The organism is Empedobacter sp. 225-1 (assembly GCF_030328185.1).
GTDB lineage: Bacteria > Bacteroidota > Bacteroidia > Flavobacteriales > Weeksellaceae > Empedobacter > Empedobacter stercoris.
On record NZ_JACALO010000015.1, the window covers coordinates 16,402 to 37,357 of the forward strand.

Here is a 20,956-nt window from a genome sequence, read left to right on the forward strand (position 1 = left end):
GTACGTCAAAAATTTAATCATAATCTACAAGCCCGAGCAGTTTTGCTCGGGCTTTTTTATTTTCAATCATATGGAAAGTTTAAAAAGTTTAAAAGAAAATGTAGCCATTTTTTTACCTGAGAATGGATTAGAAGAAAAATTAAAATTAGCTGAAAAAGAAAATCGTTCTCTACGAATTAAATTAGGATTTGATCCAACTGCACCAGATCTACATTTGGGTCATGCAGTAGTTTTAAAAAAATTAAAAGAGTTTCAAGATTTAGGGCATCAAATTGTTATTTTAGTAGGTAGTTTTACAGCTCAAATCGGTGATCCAACAGGAAAAAACAAAAGTCGTCAACCATTAAATGCAGATCAAGTTCAGAAAAATGCTGAAACTTATATCAATCAATTATCAAAAATAATTAATGTTGATAAAGCAGAAATTGTCTTTAATTCGGATTGGTTAGATCATTTACCTTTTTCGGACGTAATTCAATTGTTGTCAAAAGTAACGGTTGCACAATTAATGCATCGAAATGATTTTAACAAACGATTTACAGAGAATACACCAATTGCGATGCACGAGTTGGTTTATCCTATTTTACAAGCTTATGACTCAGTTCAAATAAATGCTGATATCGAAATGGGAGGTACAGATCAATTATTCAATTGTACGATGGGACGTCAGTTACAAGAAACGAATGGCGATGCTGCACAAATTGTATTGTGTATGCCACTTTTAAGAGGAACAGATGGAAAAGAAAAAATGAGTAAATCGTTGAATAATATTATCGGATTGACAGATGAACCAAACGAAATGTTTGGAAAAACAATGTCTATTCCTGACGATTTATTGGAAGAATACATTGCATTAGCAACAGATTTTTCAATTGAAGAAAAAGCAAATTTGAATGAACGATTAAAATCGGATAATCCTATGTTAATCAAAAAAATAGTTGCTAAAAATATCATTACGCAATATCATTCAGAAAAAGATGCTGAAGCTGCTGAAGCATTTTTTAACAATCAATTTCAAAAAAGGAATGATGACAATAGAGTGTTTGAACCAGTTGAAATAGATTCATTGCAAATCACAACTGAAAAAATTTCTGTATTAGAGGTTTGTCATCAATTAAAAAATGATTTATCAAAAACGGCTGTTAGACGTTTGATAGAAAGTGGTGCGGTGCAAATTAATGGTGAAAAAAGTACAGATCCTTTGGCTGATTTTTTAGTCGAAAAGGAAACTAAAATCAAAATAGGAAAACGAGATTTTTTCGAATTAAAATAAATTTCATTTATAACAAAAGCCTCTATTTTAGAGGCTTTTATATTATAATTCTTTTTTCATTTCGTATTGTTTATCATACAATTTTAATCCCAATGATTGTATGAAATCGTTTGTTGAGGTTTCTCTTTCGTCAACATTTATCATTTTGATTTCTTTATTTTTCAAATCGCTGAATAGAATAGAAGCCAAGTAACGATTTCTATAATCGTGATGTACACCAAATTGATAAATACGTGTATTATTTTTATTGATGATTTTGTAAGCAACTAAAATCCCGTCTTCGTAAATTCCGTTTATTTGGCAATTATCAATGATATTTTTTACACTTTGAATATCGTTTTTCCATGTTGGTTTTATATCCCAAAAATTTTCTCCTGTTATCAGATTTAAATCTTCAAAATCAACAATTTCATGTAAAGGATTTACGACAAGAATTGGAATTCCTTTGTAACTATTTAATGTTCTTGTTTTTTTAAAACCACAAGCTTCGTAAGCGTTTATTGCAAAATCATTTTGAGTATTTACTTCTAAAAAAATGTTTTTAACATGAGATTCTTTTAATTTCGGAAAACTAAAATCAAGCATTTGTTGGGTGATTTTTTTGCCTCTGTGTGTAGGGCAAACTCCCGTTCCTCCAATATAAGCTGTTTTTATACCGGCATTATTTCGTATGCCATAAAGTAAAAACCCAACTAATTTTCCATCAATACTTGCACCAATAGAATAATCAAGATTGATATCTTCCATTTTTAACTTTCCTTTAAATTGATCTAAAGAAAGATGAATAGAAATGTAGTAATTTTGATAAGAAAGATTGTACAAAGCAGATAATTCTTCCAAATCTACATGAGCTAATGAATGTATTTTAATGTTTGTTTGCATAGTCATAATTTGCAAAGCAAAAATAGCCCCAACATTTAATAAATTTCTAAAAAAAATCTTAAAAAATTCACCTCAACCGAATAATCGTTTACCTTCTAATTCCGAATTTGATAAATAATTATATGTTTTAATAAATCAGAATGAATTTTTATTCAAAAAAGTTATGTTTAAGTTAAGTTACTTTGAATAAAATTAACAAATAAACTTTTGTTTATGATTTAACATAAGCTTATCATTGGTTTTTAGTGCACAATATTCTCTATTTAATAAATTTGCATACATTTTTAAAACTAAAACTACGAGAGAAGAAATATTTCTCCTCATTTGTTGAAACACCTATTCTTCTCTCGATTTTTTTATAAAAATCTTGAAGTAGAATTTCAGCAAAGGTGTAATTAATACACTATTTAAAATGTGATTTTCATAAAAATTCTTTCTTATTTATTTTCAAAAATACCTAATTCTCAAAAAAACTATTTGCAAATCGTCAATTTGATAATGTTAATAACTTTTATTCAAAAATGAATAACGAACATTTGTTAGTTTTTTTCTTTTTGTTATTTTAGTCGCTCAAATTATCACAAAAAAATGAGTAAAAATTTAACAAAATTGGCTTCCATTGCCTTGTTTTGCTGCTATTCCTATGTCGTTGCTCAACAGCGTATAAATGACACTATAGTTGTAGAAAAAGTTGAGGTAATACAACCCCAAGAAAACAAAGATAAAGTTGATGTTCAATTTTATGGATTTATCAGGAATGATATTTTTATGGATACACGTCAAATGATCGGAGCAGGAGAGGTCTTGGTTCCTCTTTATCCAAAAGATCGATTATTAGATGTGAATGGTGCAGATATTAATGATGCATCAAAATTTCATATGCTATCAATTGTTTCGAGAGCGGGTGTTAATTTAAAAGGACCAGAACTACTTGGTGCTAAAACTTCGGGTATTTTAGAAGGAGAATTTTTTGGAGCAACAGAAGGAGGAATTAATGAATTTCGTTTACGCCACGCCTACGTGATGTTAGATTGGGAGAAAACGCAATTAGGGATTGGTCAATATTGGCATCCGTTTGTTGTTTTAGAAGCTTTGCCAAATGTTGCTAATTATGGAACTGGCGCTCCTGTTTATGCATTGAATAGAAATCCACAAGTGCGATTAACGCATAAGTTAACAGATAAATTTAAAGTGATCGCTGCTTTACATTCTCAACGCGATTTTACACCCAACACAGAACCTTTTAGAAACAGTGGAATGCCAGCTGCTCATTTACAATTGCAGTATAAATCTCCAGTTTTTACAGGAGGAGTAGGTGCTCAGTATGAGAATTTAAAACCAAAACTATCTTCGGGTAATCCACCGATAAAATCAAGTGAACGAGTAGAAAATGTTTCGTTCATGGCTTACTCAAAATTAAATACAAAACCGCTTCAAGTCACTGTTGCAGGATATTTGATGCAAGACGCATCATCATTTGTGCAATTAGGAGGAATTGTAGGGTATCAAAAAAGTCCTTTAGAAGTAGAAACATATAAACCGATGAATACACACAGTATGTGGATTGATTTGCAACAAAATTCCACAGGTAAGTTTTCGTTCGGATTATTTGCAGGATATGTCAGAAATAATGGAGTTAAAAATCCAGTAGAAGATGCAAGTGCAACTTCTTATGGTGTAACAACCAATTGGGGAGCTATTTCTGCTACTCCAGGAACACGAACAGTTAATTATTTGTATAAAGTAGTTCCTCGTTTAGATTTTACATTAAGCAAAGCATTAAAATTTAGATTAGAGTATGATCGTAGTACGGCTCAATGGGCTGATGCGACCATAAAAGGAACAGGAACTGAGAATAAATATTTAGCAAATAACAACAGATTTCAATTAACGACATTATTTAACTTCTAAAAATCACACAAAAAATGAGTACAAGCACTTTAAATACTTCGCAAACAGAAGCGAAGAAGGATAATATTTTCCAAATTATTTTAGCATCATCAGTCGGAACATTGATTGAATGGTACGATATGTTCTTAGCAATCATCTTAGCAAGTGTACTTTCGACACAATTATTTCCGAATGACGGTTCGTCACATTTCTTAGAAACACTTGCAGTTGTTGTTTCGTCTTTTATGTTTAGACCAATTGGATCTTTAATTTTTGGAAGTATTGGTGATCGTATTGGTAGAAAATATTCATTCCTAGTTTCTTTAATTATGATGGGAGCAGCTACATTTTTAATAGGTTGTATTCCAACTTTTGAGGATGTTGGTTGGCTAGCTCCAGTTTTATTATTGGTTTGCCGCATCATGCAAGGACTTGCAATTAGTGGAGAATATGCAGGTGCGGTAATTTATGTGGCTGAGCATGCTCCAGCAGAGAAAAGAGGGTTTTACACAGGGTTTATTCAAGCAACAGTTCCTATCGGATTATTGTTATGTTTAACAGTTGTTTTCTTAACTCAGTCTGTTTTATCAGAAGAAGCATTTAGCAGCTTCGGATGGAGAATTCCATTTTTATTTAGTGGAATATTAGTTATTTTAAGTTATTTTATTCGTCAACGTTTACATGAAAGTCCAATTTTCGAGCAATTGAAAAAAGAAGGAAAAACATCTAAGACTCCAATTAAAGATGCTTTTACAACACCAGGAAACGTAAAATTGATGCTAAAAGCTATTTTTGGTGGAAATGCAGCACAAAGTACAATTATGCAAACAACGTTATTCGTAACATTATTCTTTTTACAAAGAGCAGTTAATTTACCATACGAGACTGTTCTAATCGTAGTTTTATGTTCTACTTTATTTAGTTCATTTTTCTATCAATGGTTCGGAGCGTTGAGTGATAAAATTGGTCGTAAGCCTGTTATGTTAGGAGGAATGATTAGTAGTTTTATTTTGATTCCATTGTCATTCTTTTTATACATGCAATTAGGAAATCCAGATGGATTAAAAGAAATTCATGATATTTCGAATTTAGCTGTAGTCGGGATTATTGTAGTAAGTTTAATTACTTCTATTGCTGGAGCAGCGACATACGGACCACTTGGTGCATTTATGTTAGAAATTTTCCCTACTAAAATTCGCTATACAAGTATGGGATTTGCTCAAAATATGGGGAATGGATTTATTGGAGGTGCAACAACCTTTGTGACGGAATTAATCAAAAGTACCATTATCGTTTCGGCAGCAATGTCACCATATATTGGTCTTGTATATCCTTTAGTTTTAATATTTATTGCGATTTTAGTGAATTATTTCACAATTCCAGAAACATATAAAACAGATTTGACTGAAGATAATTAATTCTTTATAATTCATTGATTACAACTAAAAATGCTTCAAGATTTCTTGAAGCATTTTTAGTTTTTAATGATTTCTGTTGTATGATTTTATTGTCAACTTATTTGTTAATTTTTAAATAGATACATTGTATTGTTGTGTTTTGTCTTACAACAATCGTGCATTATCACGTAATAAAATTTAACTTTACAAAAATTTAATAGAATGACTTTAGCTGAGTTAAAGCAACTTTTTATTTCAGAATTAGAATCTATTTATGATCAAGATGAAATTGAAGGTGTTTTTTTAATTTATTTAGAAGATAAATTTGATATTCAATTTATTCCTTCTAATGAAATCGATTATACATCAGAAATTTCATCAGATATTAAGCAATTAAAAAAAGGAAAACCCGTACAACATATTACAGGAAAAGCTTTTTTTTATAATGATTTTTTTATCGTCAATGAAAATACATTAATTCCGCGTCCAGAGACGGAAGAATTAATCGAATTGATTCGAAATGATTATAATCCTGAAACTGAATTATCACTGATTGATTTAGGAACTGGAAGTGGTTGTATACCTATTTCTTTGGCCAAATTATTTCCGAACTCAAATGTTTCGGCTATTGATATTTCTGAAAAAGCTTTAGAAGTAGCTCAATCGAATGCCCAAAATTTGAATGTTAAAATTGATTTTTATCAACAAAATCTTCTCGAAGATATTCAGTTAAATCAAAAATTTGATGTTATTGTTTCTAATCCTCCTTATATCAGAAATTTAGAGAAAGAAGAAATGCATCAAAATGTATTAAATTTCGAACCTCATTTGGCTCTTTTTGTCGAAAATGAAAATGCCCTTATTTTTTATGAACGTGTGCTTGTTTTTGCAGAGAATCATCTGAATCAAAATGGAACAATTTATTGTGAAATTAATCAATATTTAGGACAAGAAACAAAACAACTTTTTGAGAAAAATTATGAATTTGTAACTATTTATAAAGATATTTCAGGAAATGATCGCATGTTAAAAGCTTCAAACACACAATAATGAAAATATTTTTTTCGTTTATGTAGTAAAACCTCTTGTATTTCAAATAAAATTGGTATTAAAATTGTTAGGTTTTACATTATTAAAAAACAATTAAATAAACAACTATGAAAAAATTATTTGTATTAGTAGCAGTCGCATCATTATCTTTTGCTACATCTTGTAAACAAGAAACAGCTAAAACGACTGAAACTAATGTTACGGTAGATTCTTTAGCAAACGACTCGACTGCAATTATTACGGAAACAACTACAACGACTACAACAGTTTCTGAAACGGAAGCGAAAGCTAGATTGGATGAGGCGAAAGCTAAATTAGATGAAGCGAAAGCTAAAGGTGATAAAGCGGCAGAGGAAGCAGCTCAGAAAGCGTATGATGATGCTAATACAGCTTGGAAAAATACTAAAGAAGCAGTGAAAGACGCTGCACAAGACGTAAAAGCTGGTGTAAATAATGCAGTAGATAAAGTTGATGAAAAAGCAACTAAAGCGAAAGAAGATATCAATACTGCAGCGAAAGATGCTAAAGCAGACATTAATGCAGCGGCAAAAGATGTAAAAGCGGAAGCAAAAGAAGCTGGAGAAAAAGCGAAAGAAGGGTATAACAATACCTTAGAAAAATTGAAAGCAAAATAATATCAATATTATTATTGTTAACTTAGCCTTGAGAAATCTCAAGGCTATTTTTTATGTTAAATTTTAGAGAAGCAACAAAAGAAGATGCTGCATCTATCGCAAAATTGATGATGTTAGCAATGGATAAAATTGTGTTTGATTTTATTGGAAAAACTGACTACGAAGAAGGAATTTTATTCTTAAAAAAATTAATCGAACAAGAGAATAATCAATACAGTTATCAAAATACAGTTGTAATTGAATATGAAAATCAATTTGCTGGTACAACAACTTTTTATGATGGAGGAAAATTAAATGATTTAAGAAAACCCGTTTTAGATTTTTTAAAAACTAATTATAATCAAACTATACAACCTCAAGATGAAACGCAAGCTGGAGAAATTTATATAGATACAATTGCTGTTTCTGAAGATTTTAGAGGGAAAGGAATTGGTTCTAAAATATTAGATTATTTGATTGAAGAAATTGTTCATCATCGAAAACAAACGTTAGGCTTATTGGTTGATTTTACCAATCCGAATGCTAAAAAGTTGTATGAAAGAAAAGGTTTTGTTGTCGTTGGCGAAAAAATGTTGATGAATGAAAATCATGAACATATGCAGTACAAATCTGTTTAATATCACAATAATTTATCAGATAAAAAGTAAGTTTAATCACTTACTTTTTTTGTGAACACATTTCTGTAAAGAATGCAATAATAGTTAACTTTGTAAAATGAAATATTTAATTTTATTTGTTCTTATTTTAATTATTTTAGTGCTTTACAAAAAAATGAATTCTAAGAAAACAGTAGTCAAAAATATTGAAATAGAAGAACCAAAAGTATCGTTTATTGCAATTGATAAATCAAACGAAAAGAAGGAGAATTTTGAACACAATGCGTTGCCTTATAATTTTGTAATTTCTTCGATTACAAAAAAAGAGAAAACGTTAGAATTATTGATTTCTATAGAAAATCATACCCATAAAACAATTCGAATTAATTTGAAAGAAGCGACTTATTTTTCTTCTACTTTACAAGAAAAAATAAAGGCAGACGTAACTTTTTATGGAGAATTGAACATGGGAACAAATGATATTTTACTTAAGAATACGATTCTTCCTGAAGCGCATGTCATTCGAAATATTTATTTTTTTGATCACAATTTTTCAAATTTTAATGAAATGGATTTTGTGGAGATTACATTAGAAATTCATCAACAAGTTATTCATTTGAAACAATATTTATACGAGTCAAATCTTGATTCAGTTAAATTCGTTCATTAATTATAGTTAACAAATTAGATATATGCTTAATTTTGCAAGCAAGAATAAGTTTATATGAAACATTTACAATTGATGTTGGGAAGTGTAATGCTTTTTGGTTTAACAGCTTGTCAAACACCGAAAGTAGCTATACAAGAGCAACAGAAAACAACAACAAATCATAGTTTACAAGTTGATGGTAAAATATATGCCGCTTTTTTTCAACAAAGAGCAGCTGAGTATCAGGCTTTAAGTCAACAAGCTTATAACGTTGCGAAATTGCGTTTAGATGAAGCGATCGCAGCGAAAGGCGAAAAACCCATCGCTATTGTATCAGATATTGATGAAACATTTTTAGATAATTCATATTACGCAGTAGAAATGGCGAAACAAGGTAAAACTTGGTCGCAAGATACGTGGGCAAATTGGACTTCAAAAGGGATTGCAACTCCATTAGCAGGATCTTTAGAGTTTTTTCAATACGCAGCGAGTAAGGGAGTTCAGATTTTTTATATCACGAATAGATACGAAGAAGAACGTCCAGGAACTTTAGCTAATTTGATGAAATACAACTATCCGTTACAAAGTCCTCAAAATTTGATTTTGAGAAGCAAAGAGAGTAGTAAAGAAACTCGTCGTCAAAATATTGCAAAAGATTTTGATATTGTTCTATTATTAGGAGATAGTTTAACAGATTTTTCTAATTTGTTTGATAATCATAAATCTGAAAATGAAAGAGCTGCAGCAGTTGAGACTTTGAAAGCTGAATTTGGAAAAAGATTTATTGTTTTACCTAATGTTGGCTATGGAGATTGGGAATCTGCAATTTTTGATTATAAATATGATTTGACCCAAGAACAGAAAGATTCAATTATTTACGAAGCAGCAAAAGAAACGCCAAGTCATTAATATTTATTAAAATAGAATAAAAAAATCCACTCAATGAGTGGATTTTTTTTATCAGAAAATTATTATTTCTTTTTTGCATCAACTGCTCCTGATAATTCAGATCCAGCTTTAAATTTAGCTACAGTTTTAGCAGCAATTTTGATTTCTTTTTTAGTTTGTGGGTTGATACCTGTTCTTGCAGCTCTCTCCGACGTAGAGAAAGTCCCGAATCCTACTAAAGCAACTTTATCTCCACTTGCTAAAGCTTTAGTTACATTTTCTGTAAATGAGTTTAGGGCTTTTTTAGCGGCTTCTTTAGAAATTCCAGCGTCAGCTGCAATTGCATCAATAAGTTCTGATTTGTTCATAGTTGTAACTTTTTAAATTAATTTATACACAAATATACTCTTTCCCTTTATTTGTGCAAGTTTCAAGGCTAAAAAAATCAATAAATTTTGCACTTTTCTTCAAATTTGTGTCAAAAATCAGTAAATAAGTACTTATTTTACGAATAAGGTATCTTCGTTTTGATGTCCGTTGATAAAATCTTTGGCAGACATTCGACGTTTTCCTTCGGGTTGAAGTTCTAAAATTTCGTAAACTCCCTGAGGTAGTTTAATATATAGATTATTTTTTTGTAGAACTAATTGAAAATTTTCAGCCTCTAAAACTAAATCAGTTTTTAAACCACCATATAATTTTAAAGATTTATAGTTTTCTCCATTGCCAAAAGTTGTCCAAGCACATGGATAAGGAGAAAGTCCTCTAATTTTATTATGAATAGTATTGATTGATTGATTCCAATCAATTTTACAATCTTCTTTAAAAATTTTAGGAGCGTGTTTTAATTCGATTGTTTCATCTTGTGGATGAGGTTTCAACGATTCGTTTTCTAAACCATCTAATGTTTTTACTACTAATTTAGCACCAATATGCATCAATTCGTCATGAATTTTTCCGACATTATCATTTTCTTCAATTGTGACTTTATCAGAAATTAAGATATTTCCTGTATCAATTTTTTCATCAATCAGAAAAGTGGTTACACCAGTTTCGTTGTCTCCATTCATTACTGCCCAATTGATCGGAGCTGCTCCACGGTATTGAGGAAGTAGCGATCCGTGTAGGTTAAATGTTCCTTTTGCAGGAATAGACCATACAACTTGTGGTAACATACGAAAAGCAACAACAACAAAAACATCTGCGTTCCAACTTTTTAATGTTTCGATGAATGCATCGTCACGTAATTTTTCTGGTTGAGCCAAAGGTAGATTATGTTCTAACGCATATTTTTTAACATCTGAAATATTCATTTTCTGTCCTCTTCCAGATGGTTTATCAGGAACAGTAACAACTCCAACTACTTCGTGATGACTATTTGTATTGATTTCATTCAATGATGTCGCCGCAAATTCGGGCGTACCCATAAAGACTACTCGCATTTTTATTCTATTAGTTTATAAGAATCGAATCCAATTGGTTGAACTCGCATTTCGTCGATTAAATATTGCAATTCTTCAACGATTATATCTTTTGGCAAATTTATGAATTTTGAGAGGATTTCGGCTTGCGTTTTCTCACCTTCTTTTAAATATTCAATCAAATCGTTAGCATTAAAATTCTTAGTTTGTTTTTTTGATTGGCAAACATCACATTTTCCACAATTTTCATCAGATTTTTGATTAAAATAACCAAACAACAAACGTTCTCTACAAATTGTATTTTGTTCAGCATAATATATCATTGCTTGCAAACGTTTCCAGTTATTCACTTGAATTGATTCGAAATCTTTCCACAGTTTGTTTTTAAATGTATTGGAATCTCTTGGGATAAGGAATCTAAAACGCGCTAAAAATCGATCCGAATAATCGATTGTTCCATTTTTATAATAATCATGCAAAGCGTTTCTGATGTCACCAATACTTCTGTGCAAATCAAACGCCATTTTACTTTCCGAAATTTCTCTACTGTAAGTGTAAATTCCAGGATAATGACGTTGTAAATAATCAAAAATTTGGTTTTCACCTTGATTAATTGAATGTGGCGAAGCTAAAATTTGAAGTGTACTATTTTGTGTATAATTCTTTTGTTGAATAATTTCTTTTGTATTTAGAAAATCTAAAAATTGAAGAACCATTTTTAGATTTAAACCAAATTTTTCGGCAAATTTCGGAATGTCTAACTGGTAATTCATTTCGGTTAATTCGCCTTCAGCAAGTTGTAATTGACTAAATAAACAATTCGAGATTTTGATAAAATCTTGTTGCGAAGGTAAATTAGCTTTGAAAATATTCTCGGCTTGTATACGATCATCGGGATGATAGAGGTAAATTCCATGCGACTCCTGTTCGTCACGACCAGCGCGTCCGACTTCTTGGTAATATGCTTCTATACCTTGTGGTAAATCGATATGAAAGACTGTGCGTACATTCGGTTTATCGATTCCCATTCCAAATGCATTTGTCGAAACCATAATACGCGAATTACTCAACATCCAATTGCGTTGTTTTTCTTCCTTTTCGTCTTTGGTTAATTTGGCATGAAAATAATCGGCATCAAAACCATTTTGACTCAAAAAATTAGCTATTTCGTACGTTAATTTTCTATTTCGAACAAATATGATACTCGAACCTGAATATTTTTTTAAGTAATAAATTAAATCTTTTTTCTTGTCGGTGGATAGAAAAACATTGTACGAAAGATTTTTTCGTTTTAAAGAGGATTTGAAAATTTGAGGTTGATTAAGCTCAAGTTTTTCAATAATTTCAAGTTGAATTTTTTCAGTTGCTGTCGCTGTAAGTGCTAAAATAGGTACTTTGGGTAGAATGGTTTTTAATCGAGCAATTCGATGATAGGCTGGGCGAAAATCATGTCCCCATTCAGAAACACAATGTGCTTCATCTACCGCAAGTAAACTAATATTAATCTGCTTCAAACGTTCGATAAAAATTCTACTTTGCAAACGTTCTGGCGAAACATATAACAACTTTACTCTGTTATTTTGACAATCGTCTAAAATTTTTCCGATTGTATTTTGATCGATTTCATTCGTAATATACGCCGTAGAAATACCTTTGGACGTTAAATTCTGTACTTGATCTTTCATCAGAGCAATTAATGGAGAAATTACCAAGGTCAATCCATCAAACATAATTGCAGGAACTTGATAACACAAGGATTTTCCTCCACCAGTAGGTAAAATAGCCAAAGTATCTTTACCTTCTAATACATTAGAAATAATTTCTTCTTGCGGCGTTTTGAAAGAAGGGTAGTTCCAATATTTGAAAAGAATTTCTTTTGCAGTCAAATTACAAAGCTTTGTTGTAAAATTAGGAAAATATAACTCAATTAAACAATCGAGTTATCATTCTTTTCTTTAGCGTTATTGAAAGATTTATTAAAATCCAAAATTTAATCCGAAAACTACTCGACCTGGATCCTCACCTTTGAAGTAAGAGATGGTTGCGGTAATGGATTGCGCTCCATTGATCCATAATCCTCCACCCATAGATGAATGCCATTTATCGGAATCTTCTCCATTTAACCAAACTCGTCCGTAGTCTGCACCAAAAAAAACACCTAATCTCAATGGAACAATAGCTTTGAAACGTAATGCGTCAAAACGTAAATCTGATGTTTGTAAGAAAACTTTGTCTCCGGCAAAACGTCCTAATCGGTATCCACGTAAATCTTGATCTCCTCCTAAGTTAGCCATTTGATAAAACTCCATAAAATCACCCCAAATAGCTTTTCCTTTAAGCATAGAAGCAACTGTCAATCGGCCATTTGCTGAAATTTTATGCGTAAATCCTAAGTTAAGCTCTGTATAAAAGTGATTACGTTCAAAATCCGTTAAATTCGAAATCCATTTTGCATGTGCTAAAAATGTCATTCCTAATTTTGGTAATGATTCGTTATCGTAATTTTTGAAAAGATATTTAGCACCGATTTCTCCAAAATGTTGTCCTTTAAAGACATCTCGGTTGATATCTGGTAAGTCACCAACGATACGATCAAGGTTTTCTTCAATTTTTTTGTAACTATAAATGGTAGAAAAATCTAATCGACCATTGTTGTTCATAATTTTGAAAATAGAAGGACCAATGCTATAACTTTCTAATCTTACACGGTTATAATCTATTCCTATTTCTTCTTGATTATTTACTGTTTCGTTTCCAAAACCGAAGAAATTTGTACTATAAGTAGGGCTGGTGTAAGCAGCGTTTAAGTCTAAATTCCACTTACCTAAGGCTTTTGTAAAAGTACCTTTGTATTTCGCATCCCAACCACCTGTCGCAAAATAATAACTAACTTGTAAATTGTGACGTTGAGAGTATGGTTTGCGGTCAAATCCATTTATAGTATAGGTTGGTGAAAGTCCAATTTTTAAACCATCGTCGGGATTATAACCAATGTTGGGTAACATGGTAAAGAAATTATACATCGGTTGTTTATAATCGTATGTATTGACCTCATAATCGTTGACAAAATTTTTAGAAGTTAGAAAAGTAGATTCAGAAGCGTTACTGCCATTGGCGTAATCATATACTTTTATTTTCGCTGCACGTTTCACCTCGTAATCATCATCATCAATTCCACCAATAATACGTGTTAAAATAGCATTACTTGGTTTACCTTCGACTCTGAATTTATCTTTTCCATTTAATCCATACAAACGAATTTCTTTGGTTTCTTTTTTATCAAATTCTTCATTAAAAATTAATTTTTTTTCTTTGCCTGAATAGATTTTGATAGCTGTTTTACCTTTTGCTAAACGAGTAATGATAAATTCGTCATCTTCATCTGTCCCTTTTAAAATGATTAGTTTGCGAAGTATTTTATTGTATTCCTCTGAAAATTTTTCTAATTTAGATTTTCGAGAGATGATATGATTGATAACGTCTTGATCATATTCTTGTTTTGTTTCCGTAGGAATTAATTCGAACGATTGTTTAATGTACTCATCGCTCAAATTTTCTTGAATATAGCGTGCTTCTTGTTTCCAAAGGTTAAGATCAGATGATTCTAAAATAGCCAAGTCTAATGGATAGGGTTCACGGTTGAACCACTTTACATTTTTGATATCATCTTTGTAATCTTGCATATGTCGAAGTGGTGGAATCCGCATAATAAGGTTAAAGAAAAGACCATCGTAACGAGGAAATGCTTGATCGCGATCACGTGGAATTGCACGATATATCGTTTTTCCATTTTCTTCATACGCACCCCAACGCCATTGATCCGAGTGTCGATCCCAATCGCCAACCAACATGTCAAAAAGTCGCGCACGAATGTAGGCTTGTTTGTCTACAATTACATCTTTATTTTTTTGAATCGCAAACAGCATATCATCCGTGCTTACAATATCGGTTGGCTTTCCGAAAACACCATCCTGATATCCAGCCATTGGACGTTCTTCAATCATATATAGCTCATCACCAAAATTTTCGTTGTATTCTTTTAACGTTTCTTGTTTGGGAACATAAAATAATTTTGGCGTAGCATGCATAATATGGATAGGCTTCATCAAATTTGCAACTGCTAACGGATAATAAGGGTGATTGGTTGTGTAAAAATCCATCAAAAATTTTTCAGTAAAAGAATCTTCAAATTCATCTGCAACATATTTATTTTTGAAGGCAACTTGTTGAATAAATTGTGTAGCACTCTTTTTTACCGAACGCATATTGTATTCTTCACCTTTATTGTTCACTAAACGCAAACTTTTCGTTTGATGTCCGCCCCCCATTCTGATAGGTGTTAAACCTCCATACAGTTGATTTAAATTAACAGTATTAGCTGTTATTGTTTGGCCGAAAGTTTTGCGGTAATGACGACCAAAAAAGAATTTATATGGATCAGATTTTTTTGTTACATCTAACTCATATACACTTGTTTCTTTTGTTTTTGGCATTTTTTTATCGTCATATACCTGAGCCAAATATTGCTTTTTCTTTTCTGTAACTTGTTTTGATAATAACAATTCGATTTCATCATTTTTGAACCCATAAAAATTTGCCAAAGAAGCGCCATTGTCATATAAATCTAAAACAACAAAACCATTGTCACCATAAGAGAAATCATTTTTACCAACCGCTTTTGCCGATTCTTTTTTAGAGCCAGATCCACTTATAATTTGTTTGACATTGTTCTGTTGAATGTATTGTAAATTATGATCATGACCAGAAACAACAATGACATTATTCCTATTTTCGATAATTGTCGCAATACGAGATGCCATTTCTCTATATTTGAAATTATTGACATCTTGCGGACTCAACCCAGTCGTGCTACGCAACAAATTAATAAAAGATCCAATGATAGGTAAAGGAACTTTGAAATCATCTCCAAATGGATAAAATTGTTTTTTGAAATCAAATTGTCCACCATGCGTACCATTCGAAAACAAGGGATGATGCATAGTGATTATAGTTGTGCGATTTTGATATTTATTTAATTGTGATTCTAATTCTTCAAAAAAAGCTTCACGCGATTTGATATCACACTTTTCGTTAAGGCCTGGGTGATTATCCCAATCTTGTAAATACCATTCAGAATCTATTGCAATTATCCCAATACTATCGTTGACATTTATTTTATCAATTGGACAAGCATCTTTTGGTAAGAATGCTTTTTTATTTCCTAATTGCTTTTTAACTATTTTTTCTTGTTCTTTTAGCCCTTTTACGCCATTTCTCCAATCATGATTTCCAGGAATAAAAAGTGTTTTTCCTTTGAATTCTTTTGCTAAATCAATCTGAAGTTGAAGTTTATCCCGGCTTGTCGTATAATTTTTCTTTGTAGGATCAACTACAATTCCATTTTCGTAAATATTATCACCCAAAAAGAAAAGATAAGAAGTAGAATCTGCTTTTGCTAATTCATTTTTTAGCGTTTTCAAATTCTGTTTATTTATTGGCTGATCCAAATCGCCAGCATCACCAATTAAATAGATTGATTGGATTTTGTTGCCTTCAACTTTTTGTGTCTTCTCGGTCTTAATATTTTTCCCGTATTGAGGATGTTGCGTTGCGCAAGATGTCATATAAAGACACGAACCTACTAAAGCCAAAAAAGGATAATTCAATTTTTTGTTGTTCAGTGTTGGTAATAATTTCATACATTTAAGCGTTAAAAACTTGTGATGAACCAATTGTTATTAAATATAGAAAACTATGTTTTCAATCTGTTCAAAGATAAACTTTCTTTAGATTTTACGTACCATAATTTTATGCATACCGTAAAAGTTGTAGAAGCCATAAAAACCTTGAGTGCTGAAGAACAAATTCCTACAGATCTACAAGAAAAATTAATAATTGCAGGTTGGTTTCACGATACCGGTTACACAAAAATCGTGCAAGGTCATGAAATTGAGAGTGCAAATATTGTAAAAGAGTATTTAAGTGAACTTGATTTTGATGAAAAATATATTAAAGAAGTTCAAGATTATATTTTGATTACAACTTTATATAAAGTTCCGAAGACGATTGGCGAAGCAATTGTAAAAGATGCAGATAATTATCATTTGGGTCAAACTGAATATCCAAAAATAGCCGAATTATTACGAGATGAGATTTCGAAAATTTGTAAAAAAGACTTTACAGATTATGAATGGCATATAGAAAACCGAAATTTCTTTTTGAATGTGCATCATTTTTATACCGATTCGGCAAAAAAACTTTGGCAAAAAGGAAAAGAAGAAAATTTGATTTATACACAAAGTAAAATCAAAGAAATTGAGTTGATTGGTGATGTACCGAACAAATACGAATTAAAGAAAAAGAAAAACGATAAAATTCAACAACCCGATCGAGGAGTAGATACGCTTTTCCGTGTAACGTTAAATAATCATACGCGTTTAAGTGATATTGCAGATAGTAAAGCCAATATTTTATTGTCTGTAAATGCAATTGTAATTTCGATTGCACTTTCTACGTTGGTTCCGAAATTAGGAAGTCCAAAAAATGAATACTTGATTTTACCTTCTATTGTTATGCTTTTGTCAAGTGTTATTTCGATTATTTTTGCAATTTTAGCCACAAAACCAAAAGTTACTTACGAAAGTTTTAACGAAGAAGATGTAAAAAATAGAAAAGTTAATTTGCTTTTCTTTGGAAATTTTTATCAAATGTCGCTTGATGCCTACGAAGAGGCGATGGAAGAATTGATGAAAGACAGAGATTATGTTTATACATCTTTAACTCGAGATTTATACTATTTAGGAAAAGTTTTGGAGCGAAAATATCGCTTGTTGAGTATAACGTATACCATTTTTATGATTGGTACTATATTATCAGTTTTGACTTTTGCTTATGCAATGTTTACAAATGTTGGATAAATACAATTCCAACTAAAAATTCGCCTATTTTTTCTTATAAATACTTTAAGAATGCCTATTTTTAGACCATAAAATAGTTGAGATGAAAATTGAATTAAATAGAGTAAACAAAGCTTCTCATTACGAAGCAACTGCAGCAAGTTCTTCTGTGAAGGTGAATATAGATGGGCCAGAATCGATAGGAGGAGAGGGAAAAGGAGTTCGTCCGATGGAGCTAGTTTTAATAGCTTTAGGTAGTTGTAGTGTTTTTGATTTGGGAGAAATTTTAAAAAAACAACGTCAAGAAATCGAAGATCTTAAAGTTGAGGTAGAAGGACAACGCCGCGAAGAAATTCCAAATATTTTCACAAACATTCACATCAAATTTTTCTTAAAAGGAAACATCGATTTGGAAAAAGCAAATAAAGCTGCTGAATTAGCAGTGAAAAAATATTGTAGCGTACACGATATGTTAGCAAACGGAGGTATCGATATTACGTACGAAATTAATGTGAATTAAATTGTAGCACAACATTACACCAAATAATGATGGAATAAATGACGAATGGGATTTGAGTAAATTCTTAACTGCCTATCCAAATGCTGTTATAGAAATTTATGACCGATTTGAAAAAAATGTGAAAACAATTACACAAGCTGATCAGTTTATTTGGGATGGAAGAATACGAGGAAAATCTGTGCCTACAGATAATTATTGGTATGTAATCAAACTAAATGATGAACAAACAAAATCAGGTTCAATATTAATTAAAATCAGATAATCTTAAGTTTTTGAAACAAGATTAAATCGTAAAATGATGATAACAAAAAGATGTAGCCTTATAGGTTACATCTTTTTTTGTTAAATTTACAATTCAATGTATATTAACTTCCTGAAAAAGTTTAGTTTGAACCTGTAATTATACTGAATATGAATACGAAAAGTCAACAAATTGTTTATGTCCACGGACTATATAGCTCGGCTAATTCTTCGAAATTCAAATCGATTTTAAAGAAATATCCTTCAGCAATTTGTGTAGAATGGAGAGTAGAGGATACTATATCGGCCATTTTGCTTGAGGCTTACGATCACTTAAAAGGAGTCGTGGAAGATTTAACTATTATTGGGAGTTCTACTGGAGGTAATTTTGCGTGGCAATTGCAACAGAAATTAAAAGAAAATGGTAAATCGAGTGAATTGATTTTACTTAATCCTTTGGTTGATGTATCAGTCATAAAAGAGCTTGATTTTCCAGAAAATCTTATCCAATTTTTAGTAGATATGAATCGTTTCGAAAATACTAAAGTTTTTTTATCCGTTCATGATGAAGTGTTAGATTTTGAAAAGTTAAAAAAATTCTTCGAAATGCAAGACAATATTTTTCCAAATCAAATTGATATGATCGAAATTGATGATGATCATCGTATTCATAACTTCGAGTCATTGTTAACGTTAATTTAATTTACTCTTTACAATTATTTAATTTTATTCCATGCATTTTTGCATCAAAATTAAGTCACTCAAATTATGAAGCATTATTTAGTTTTACCGTTATTATTAATAACTGTAAGTCTTTTTGGACAGAATAAAGATTCTATTCAAACAGAAGAATATAAAAACTTGATGTCGCCTTATTACAGTTATGGAGATGGTTTGGGAATTACTTCTCCCGATAGTTTGTATCAGGTAAATATTCGATTCAGAATGCAAAATAGAGTGTCTTATATTGATAATCAAGATGAAGAAGATAAAATTGATGCGCAAATTCGTCGTTTAAGGCTTCGATTAGACGGTTATATTGGTAATCCAAAGTTCGAATATTCGTTGCAACTTTCTTTTGCTTCTGGCGATGTAGGAAAGGCAGAGGAGGGAAAAAATACTAACATCATTCGAGATGCCATGATTTTTTATAACCCAAATAAACATTGGAGTTTTGGATTTGGTCAAACCAAATTGCCAGGAAATAGACAGCGAAATAATTCGTCGGGTGCATTACAGTTAACAGATCGTTCCATCAACAATGCGGACTTTAACATCGACCGTGATTTTGGATTTCAAGTACAACATTCAAAAAAATCAAAAGAACATTTTTCGTATACATTGCGTGGAGCTGTTTCTACTGGAGAAGGGAGAAATTGGACAAAGTTTGATGATACAGGTTTAGCCTATACAGGAAAAGTAGAATTGTTTCCGTTCGGGGCTTTTACAAATGACGGAAGTAGTTACGAAGGAGATTTATTTCATGAGCAAACACCAAAGTTGATGCTTTCTGGTGCGTACAGTTACAATAATAATGCGCATAAAACCAAAGGTCAGCAAGGAGATGAGTTATTTGGAACAGCAAATATTCAATCTTTATTTTTTGATGCAATGTTCAAATATCGTGGTTGGAGTTTTATGTATGCTTACTTGAATAGAAATTCTGATCAAACTGTATTCCATAACCCGCAAGATGCAACCGATTTTAATTACATCTACAATGGTCATGGAATGGATTTTCAAGGTTCATACACTTTTCCAAAACATTGGGAAGTAATTGGACGCTATTCTACGCAAAAAGTAAATGATAAAATTTTTGAATTTACTCCAAACACAAATCAATATAGTTTAGGGTTGACGAAGTATATCTGGGAACATGCCTTCAAATTACAAGCAGAAGTGTCCTATGAGCAACAGAAGTTTTATAATTTAGAAAAGAAAAACAATTGGTATGCCCGTTTACAAATAGAAATTGGGATATAAGCTATCTTATTTAAGTAAACTATTTTACGAAGATTTAATGGTATGATATTTAAATAAATTGTTTAAATTTGTAGTAACAATATCAACCCATGCAACCCAATAAAAGAAAAAGCAGCCTGAATCGTAATGTGGAATTCGGCACAAAAAAAGTACAGTTTAAAGACGTAATAATTGTAGCAATTTTAATATTTGTAATCGTTTTAACAATATTGAAATTTGTAAATTAAAAATAATCTAATAAAAAAATCCCTTCAGATGAAGGGATTTTTTTTATCTATTTTTTCTCAATAGAAACTAATTTCGAATCTTCTTTACAAATCTCAAGAACGAAGTCATAATCTTTAGAATTGTCTTTGCTTTTGTAATTTGCTAAATATTCTCTACATGGAACTTGATCTTTTTTAGAGTTATCAAAATCAACTTTACTTCTTTTGAATAATTCTTTTTTCAAAAATGTAGAATCTAAATTTTCAGTTTTCATAAATGCTTGTGCTTCTGGTGAAATCGATAATCTTTTAGAATAAGCTTCGTCCAAAACTCTTGCATTTGGAAAGTAATTACATGAGAATGCGCGTGGACCAAACGCCATTGCGACGAAAACCATCCCAATTCCTACTCCCATCATATACTTCATAA

19 protein-coding genes are annotated in these 20,956 nt (G+C 31.1%); 13 read left to right on the forward strand and 6 right to left on the reverse strand.

The annotated features are described in order from the left end of the window. Positions 1-70 precede the first annotated feature (70 nt). Positions 71-1,273 (forward strand): tyrosine--tRNA ligase, encoded by a 1,203-nt coding sequence (gene tyrS, locus HX088_RS06065; RefSeq protein ID WP_171621699.1) that lies wholly within the window; start codon positions 71-73, stop codon positions 1,271-1,273. 42 nt (positions 1,274-1,315) lie between these two features. Here the strand turns inward: tyrS and HX088_RS06070 are convergent, their stop codons facing one another. Next, entirely contained in the window at positions 1,316-2,155 is an 840-nt protein-coding gene (locus tag HX088_RS06070; protein WP_286483682.1) for a GNAT family N-acetyltransferase, read from the reverse strand. 588 nt (positions 2,156-2,743) lie between these two features. On the opposite strand from HX088_RS06070, the gene HX088_RS06075 reads away from it, so the two are divergent. The 7 genes from HX088_RS06075 (at position 2,744) to HX088_RS06105 (ending at position 9,281) form a co-directional block, all read left to right on the forward strand. Then, positions 2,744-4,066, forward strand: a complete 1,323-nt coding sequence (locus tag HX088_RS06075; protein ID WP_171621701.1) for a DcaP family trimeric outer membrane transporter — start codon at positions 2,744-2,746, stop codon at positions 4,064-4,066. 14 nt (positions 4,067-4,080) lie between these two features. Further along, positions 4,081-5,463, forward strand: a complete 1,383-nt coding sequence (locus HX088_RS06080) for an MFS transporter (protein WP_188320144.1) — start codon at positions 4,081-4,083, stop codon at positions 5,461-5,463. Between the two features lie 201 nt (positions 5,464-5,664). Beyond that, positions 5,665-6,492: a peptide chain release factor N(5)-glutamine methyltransferase gene (prmC, locus tag HX088_RS06085; protein ID WP_171621703.1), complete on the forward strand. Its 828-nt coding sequence runs from the start codon at positions 5,665-5,667 to the stop codon at positions 6,490-6,492. A 107-nt stretch (positions 6,493-6,599) separates the two neighbouring features. Next, positions 6,600-7,127 (forward strand): hypothetical protein, encoded by a 528-nt coding sequence (locus HX088_RS06090; RefSeq protein ID WP_284583803.1) that lies wholly within the window; start codon positions 6,600-6,602, stop codon positions 7,125-7,127. A gap of 53 nt (positions 7,128-7,180) precedes the next feature. After that, positions 7,181-7,744, forward strand: a complete 564-nt coding sequence (locus HX088_RS06095; RefSeq protein ID WP_171621705.1) for a GNAT family N-acetyltransferase — start codon at positions 7,181-7,183, stop codon at positions 7,742-7,744. Positions 7,745-7,898: 154 nt separating this feature from the next. After that, positions 7,899-8,393, forward strand: a complete 495-nt coding sequence (locus tag HX088_RS06100; protein ID WP_260543390.1) for a hypothetical protein — start codon at positions 7,899-7,901, stop codon at positions 8,391-8,393. Between the two features lie 54 nt (positions 8,394-8,447). Further along, complete coding sequence (locus HX088_RS06105) at positions 8,448-9,281, forward strand: 5'-nucleotidase, lipoprotein e(P4) family (protein WP_260543389.1); 834 nt, start codon at positions 8,448-8,450, stop codon at positions 9,279-9,281. A gap of 62 nt (positions 9,282-9,343) precedes the next feature. Here HX088_RS06105 and HX088_RS06110 read toward each other — a convergent pair whose 3' ends face one another. The 4 genes from HX088_RS06110 to HX088_RS06125 form a co-directional block, all read right to left on the reverse strand. Continuing rightward, entirely contained in the window at positions 9,344-9,628 is a 285-nt protein-coding gene (locus tag HX088_RS06110) for an HU family DNA-binding protein (RefSeq protein ID WP_171621708.1), read from the reverse strand. A gap of 132 nt (positions 9,629-9,760) precedes the next feature. Continuing rightward, entirely contained in the window at positions 9,761-10,702 is a 942-nt protein-coding gene (gene fmt, locus HX088_RS06115) for a methionyl-tRNA formyltransferase (protein ID WP_225538988.1), read from the reverse strand. 2 nt (positions 10,703-10,704) lie between these two features. Then, positions 10,705-12,567 (reverse strand): RecQ family ATP-dependent DNA helicase, encoded by a 1,863-nt coding sequence (locus HX088_RS06120; RefSeq protein WP_286483684.1) that lies wholly within the window; start codon positions 12,565-12,567, stop codon positions 10,705-10,707. 90 nt (positions 12,568-12,657) lie between these two features. Beyond that, a complete protein-coding gene (locus HX088_RS06125; RefSeq protein WP_286483685.1) occupies positions 12,658-16,380 on the reverse strand; it encodes a metallophosphoesterase in 3,723 nt (1,240 codons plus the stop codon). 24 nt (positions 16,381-16,404) lie between these two features. On the opposite strand from HX088_RS06125, the gene HX088_RS06130 reads away from it, so the two are divergent. The 5 genes from HX088_RS06130 (at position 16,405) to HX088_RS06150 (ending at position 20,320) form a co-directional block, all read left to right on the forward strand. Next, a complete protein-coding gene (locus HX088_RS06130; protein ID WP_188320137.1) occupies positions 16,405-17,598 on the forward strand; it encodes a Pycsar system effector family protein in 1,194 nt (397 codons plus the stop codon). A gap of 82 nt (positions 17,599-17,680) precedes the next feature. Then, positions 17,681-18,097: an OsmC family protein gene (locus HX088_RS06135; protein ID WP_171621712.1), complete on the forward strand. Its 417-nt coding sequence runs from the start codon at positions 17,681-17,683 to the stop codon at positions 18,095-18,097. A gap of 13 nt (positions 18,098-18,110) precedes the next feature. Continuing rightward, entirely contained in the window at positions 18,111-18,359 is a 249-nt protein-coding gene (locus HX088_RS06140) for a T9SS type B sorting domain-containing protein (protein WP_225532372.1), read from the forward strand. A 149-nt stretch (positions 18,360-18,508) separates the two neighbouring features. Further along, positions 18,509-19,039: a hypothetical protein gene (locus HX088_RS06145; RefSeq protein WP_284583797.1), complete on the forward strand. Its 531-nt coding sequence runs from the start codon at positions 18,509-18,511 to the stop codon at positions 19,037-19,039. Positions 19,040-19,105: 66 nt separating this feature from the next. Further along, the gene (locus tag HX088_RS06150) at positions 19,106-20,320 is read left to right on the forward strand and encodes a porin (protein ID WP_284583796.1); all 1,215 of its coding nucleotides are present in this window, start codon (positions 19,106-19,108) and stop codon (positions 20,318-20,320) included. Between the two features lie 274 nt (positions 20,321-20,594). Here HX088_RS06150 and HX088_RS06155 read toward each other — a convergent pair whose 3' ends face one another. Then, the gene (locus HX088_RS06155; protein ID WP_260543384.1) at positions 20,595-20,954 is read right to left on the reverse strand and encodes a hypothetical protein; all 360 of its coding nucleotides are present in this window, start codon (positions 20,952-20,954) and stop codon (positions 20,595-20,597) included. Between the last annotated feature and the right edge of the window lie 2 nt (positions 20,955-20,956).

Coding starts and splice junctions, on each gene's coding strand:
- HX088_RS06145 (WP_284583797.1), top strand. CDS start 18,509: ATGAATACGAAAAGTCAACAAATTGTTTATGTCCACGGACTATATAGC.
- tyrS (WP_171621699.1), top strand. CDS start 71: ATGGAAAGTTTAAAAAGTTTAAAAGAAAATGTAGCCATTTTTTTACCT.
- HX088_RS06100 (WP_260543390.1), top strand. CDS start 7,899: ATGAATTCTAAGAAAACAGTAGTCAAAAATATTGAAATAGAAGAACCA.
- HX088_RS06075 (WP_171621701.1), top strand. CDS start 2,744: ATGAGTAAAAATTTAACAAAATTGGCTTCCATTGCCTTGTTTTGCTGC.
- HX088_RS06125 (WP_286483685.1), bottom strand. CDS start 16,380: ATGAAATTATTACCAACACTGAACAACAAAAAATTGAATTATCCTTTT.
- HX088_RS06105 (WP_260543389.1), top strand. CDS start 8,448: ATGAAACATTTACAATTGATGTTGGGAAGTGTAATGCTTTTTGGTTTA.
- fmt (WP_225538988.1), bottom strand. CDS start 10,702: ATGCGAGTAGTCTTTATGGGTACGCCCGAATTTGCGGCGACATCATTG.
- HX088_RS06155 (WP_260543384.1), bottom strand. CDS start 20,954: ATGAAGTATATGATGGGAGTAGGAATTGGGATGGTTTTCGTCGCAATG.
- HX088_RS06150 (WP_284583796.1), top strand. CDS start 19,106: ATGAAGCATTATTTAGTTTTACCGTTATTATTAATAACTGTAAGTCTT.
- HX088_RS06135 (WP_171621712.1), top strand. CDS start 17,681: ATGAAAATTGAATTAAATAGAGTAAACAAAGCTTCTCATTACGAAGCA.
- HX088_RS06080 (WP_188320144.1), top strand. CDS start 4,081: ATGAGTACAAGCACTTTAAATACTTCGCAAACAGAAGCGAAGAAGGAT.
- HX088_RS06110 (WP_171621708.1), bottom strand. CDS start 9,628: ATGAACAAATCAGAACTTATTGATGCAATTGCAGCTGACGCTGGAATT.
- HX088_RS06090 (WP_284583803.1), top strand. CDS start 6,600: ATGAAAAAATTATTTGTATTAGTAGCAGTCGCATCATTATCTTTTGCT.
- HX088_RS06095 (WP_171621705.1), top strand. CDS start 7,181: ATGTTAAATTTTAGAGAAGCAACAAAAGAAGATGCTGCATCTATCGCA.
- HX088_RS06070 (WP_286483682.1), bottom strand. CDS start 2,155: ATGCAAACAAACATTAAAATACATTCATTAGCTCATGTAGATTTGGAA.
- prmC (WP_171621703.1), top strand. CDS start 5,665: ATGACTTTAGCTGAGTTAAAGCAACTTTTTATTTCAGAATTAGAATCT.
- HX088_RS06130 (WP_188320137.1), top strand. CDS start 16,405: ATGAACCAATTGTTATTAAATATAGAAAACTATGTTTTCAATCTGTTC.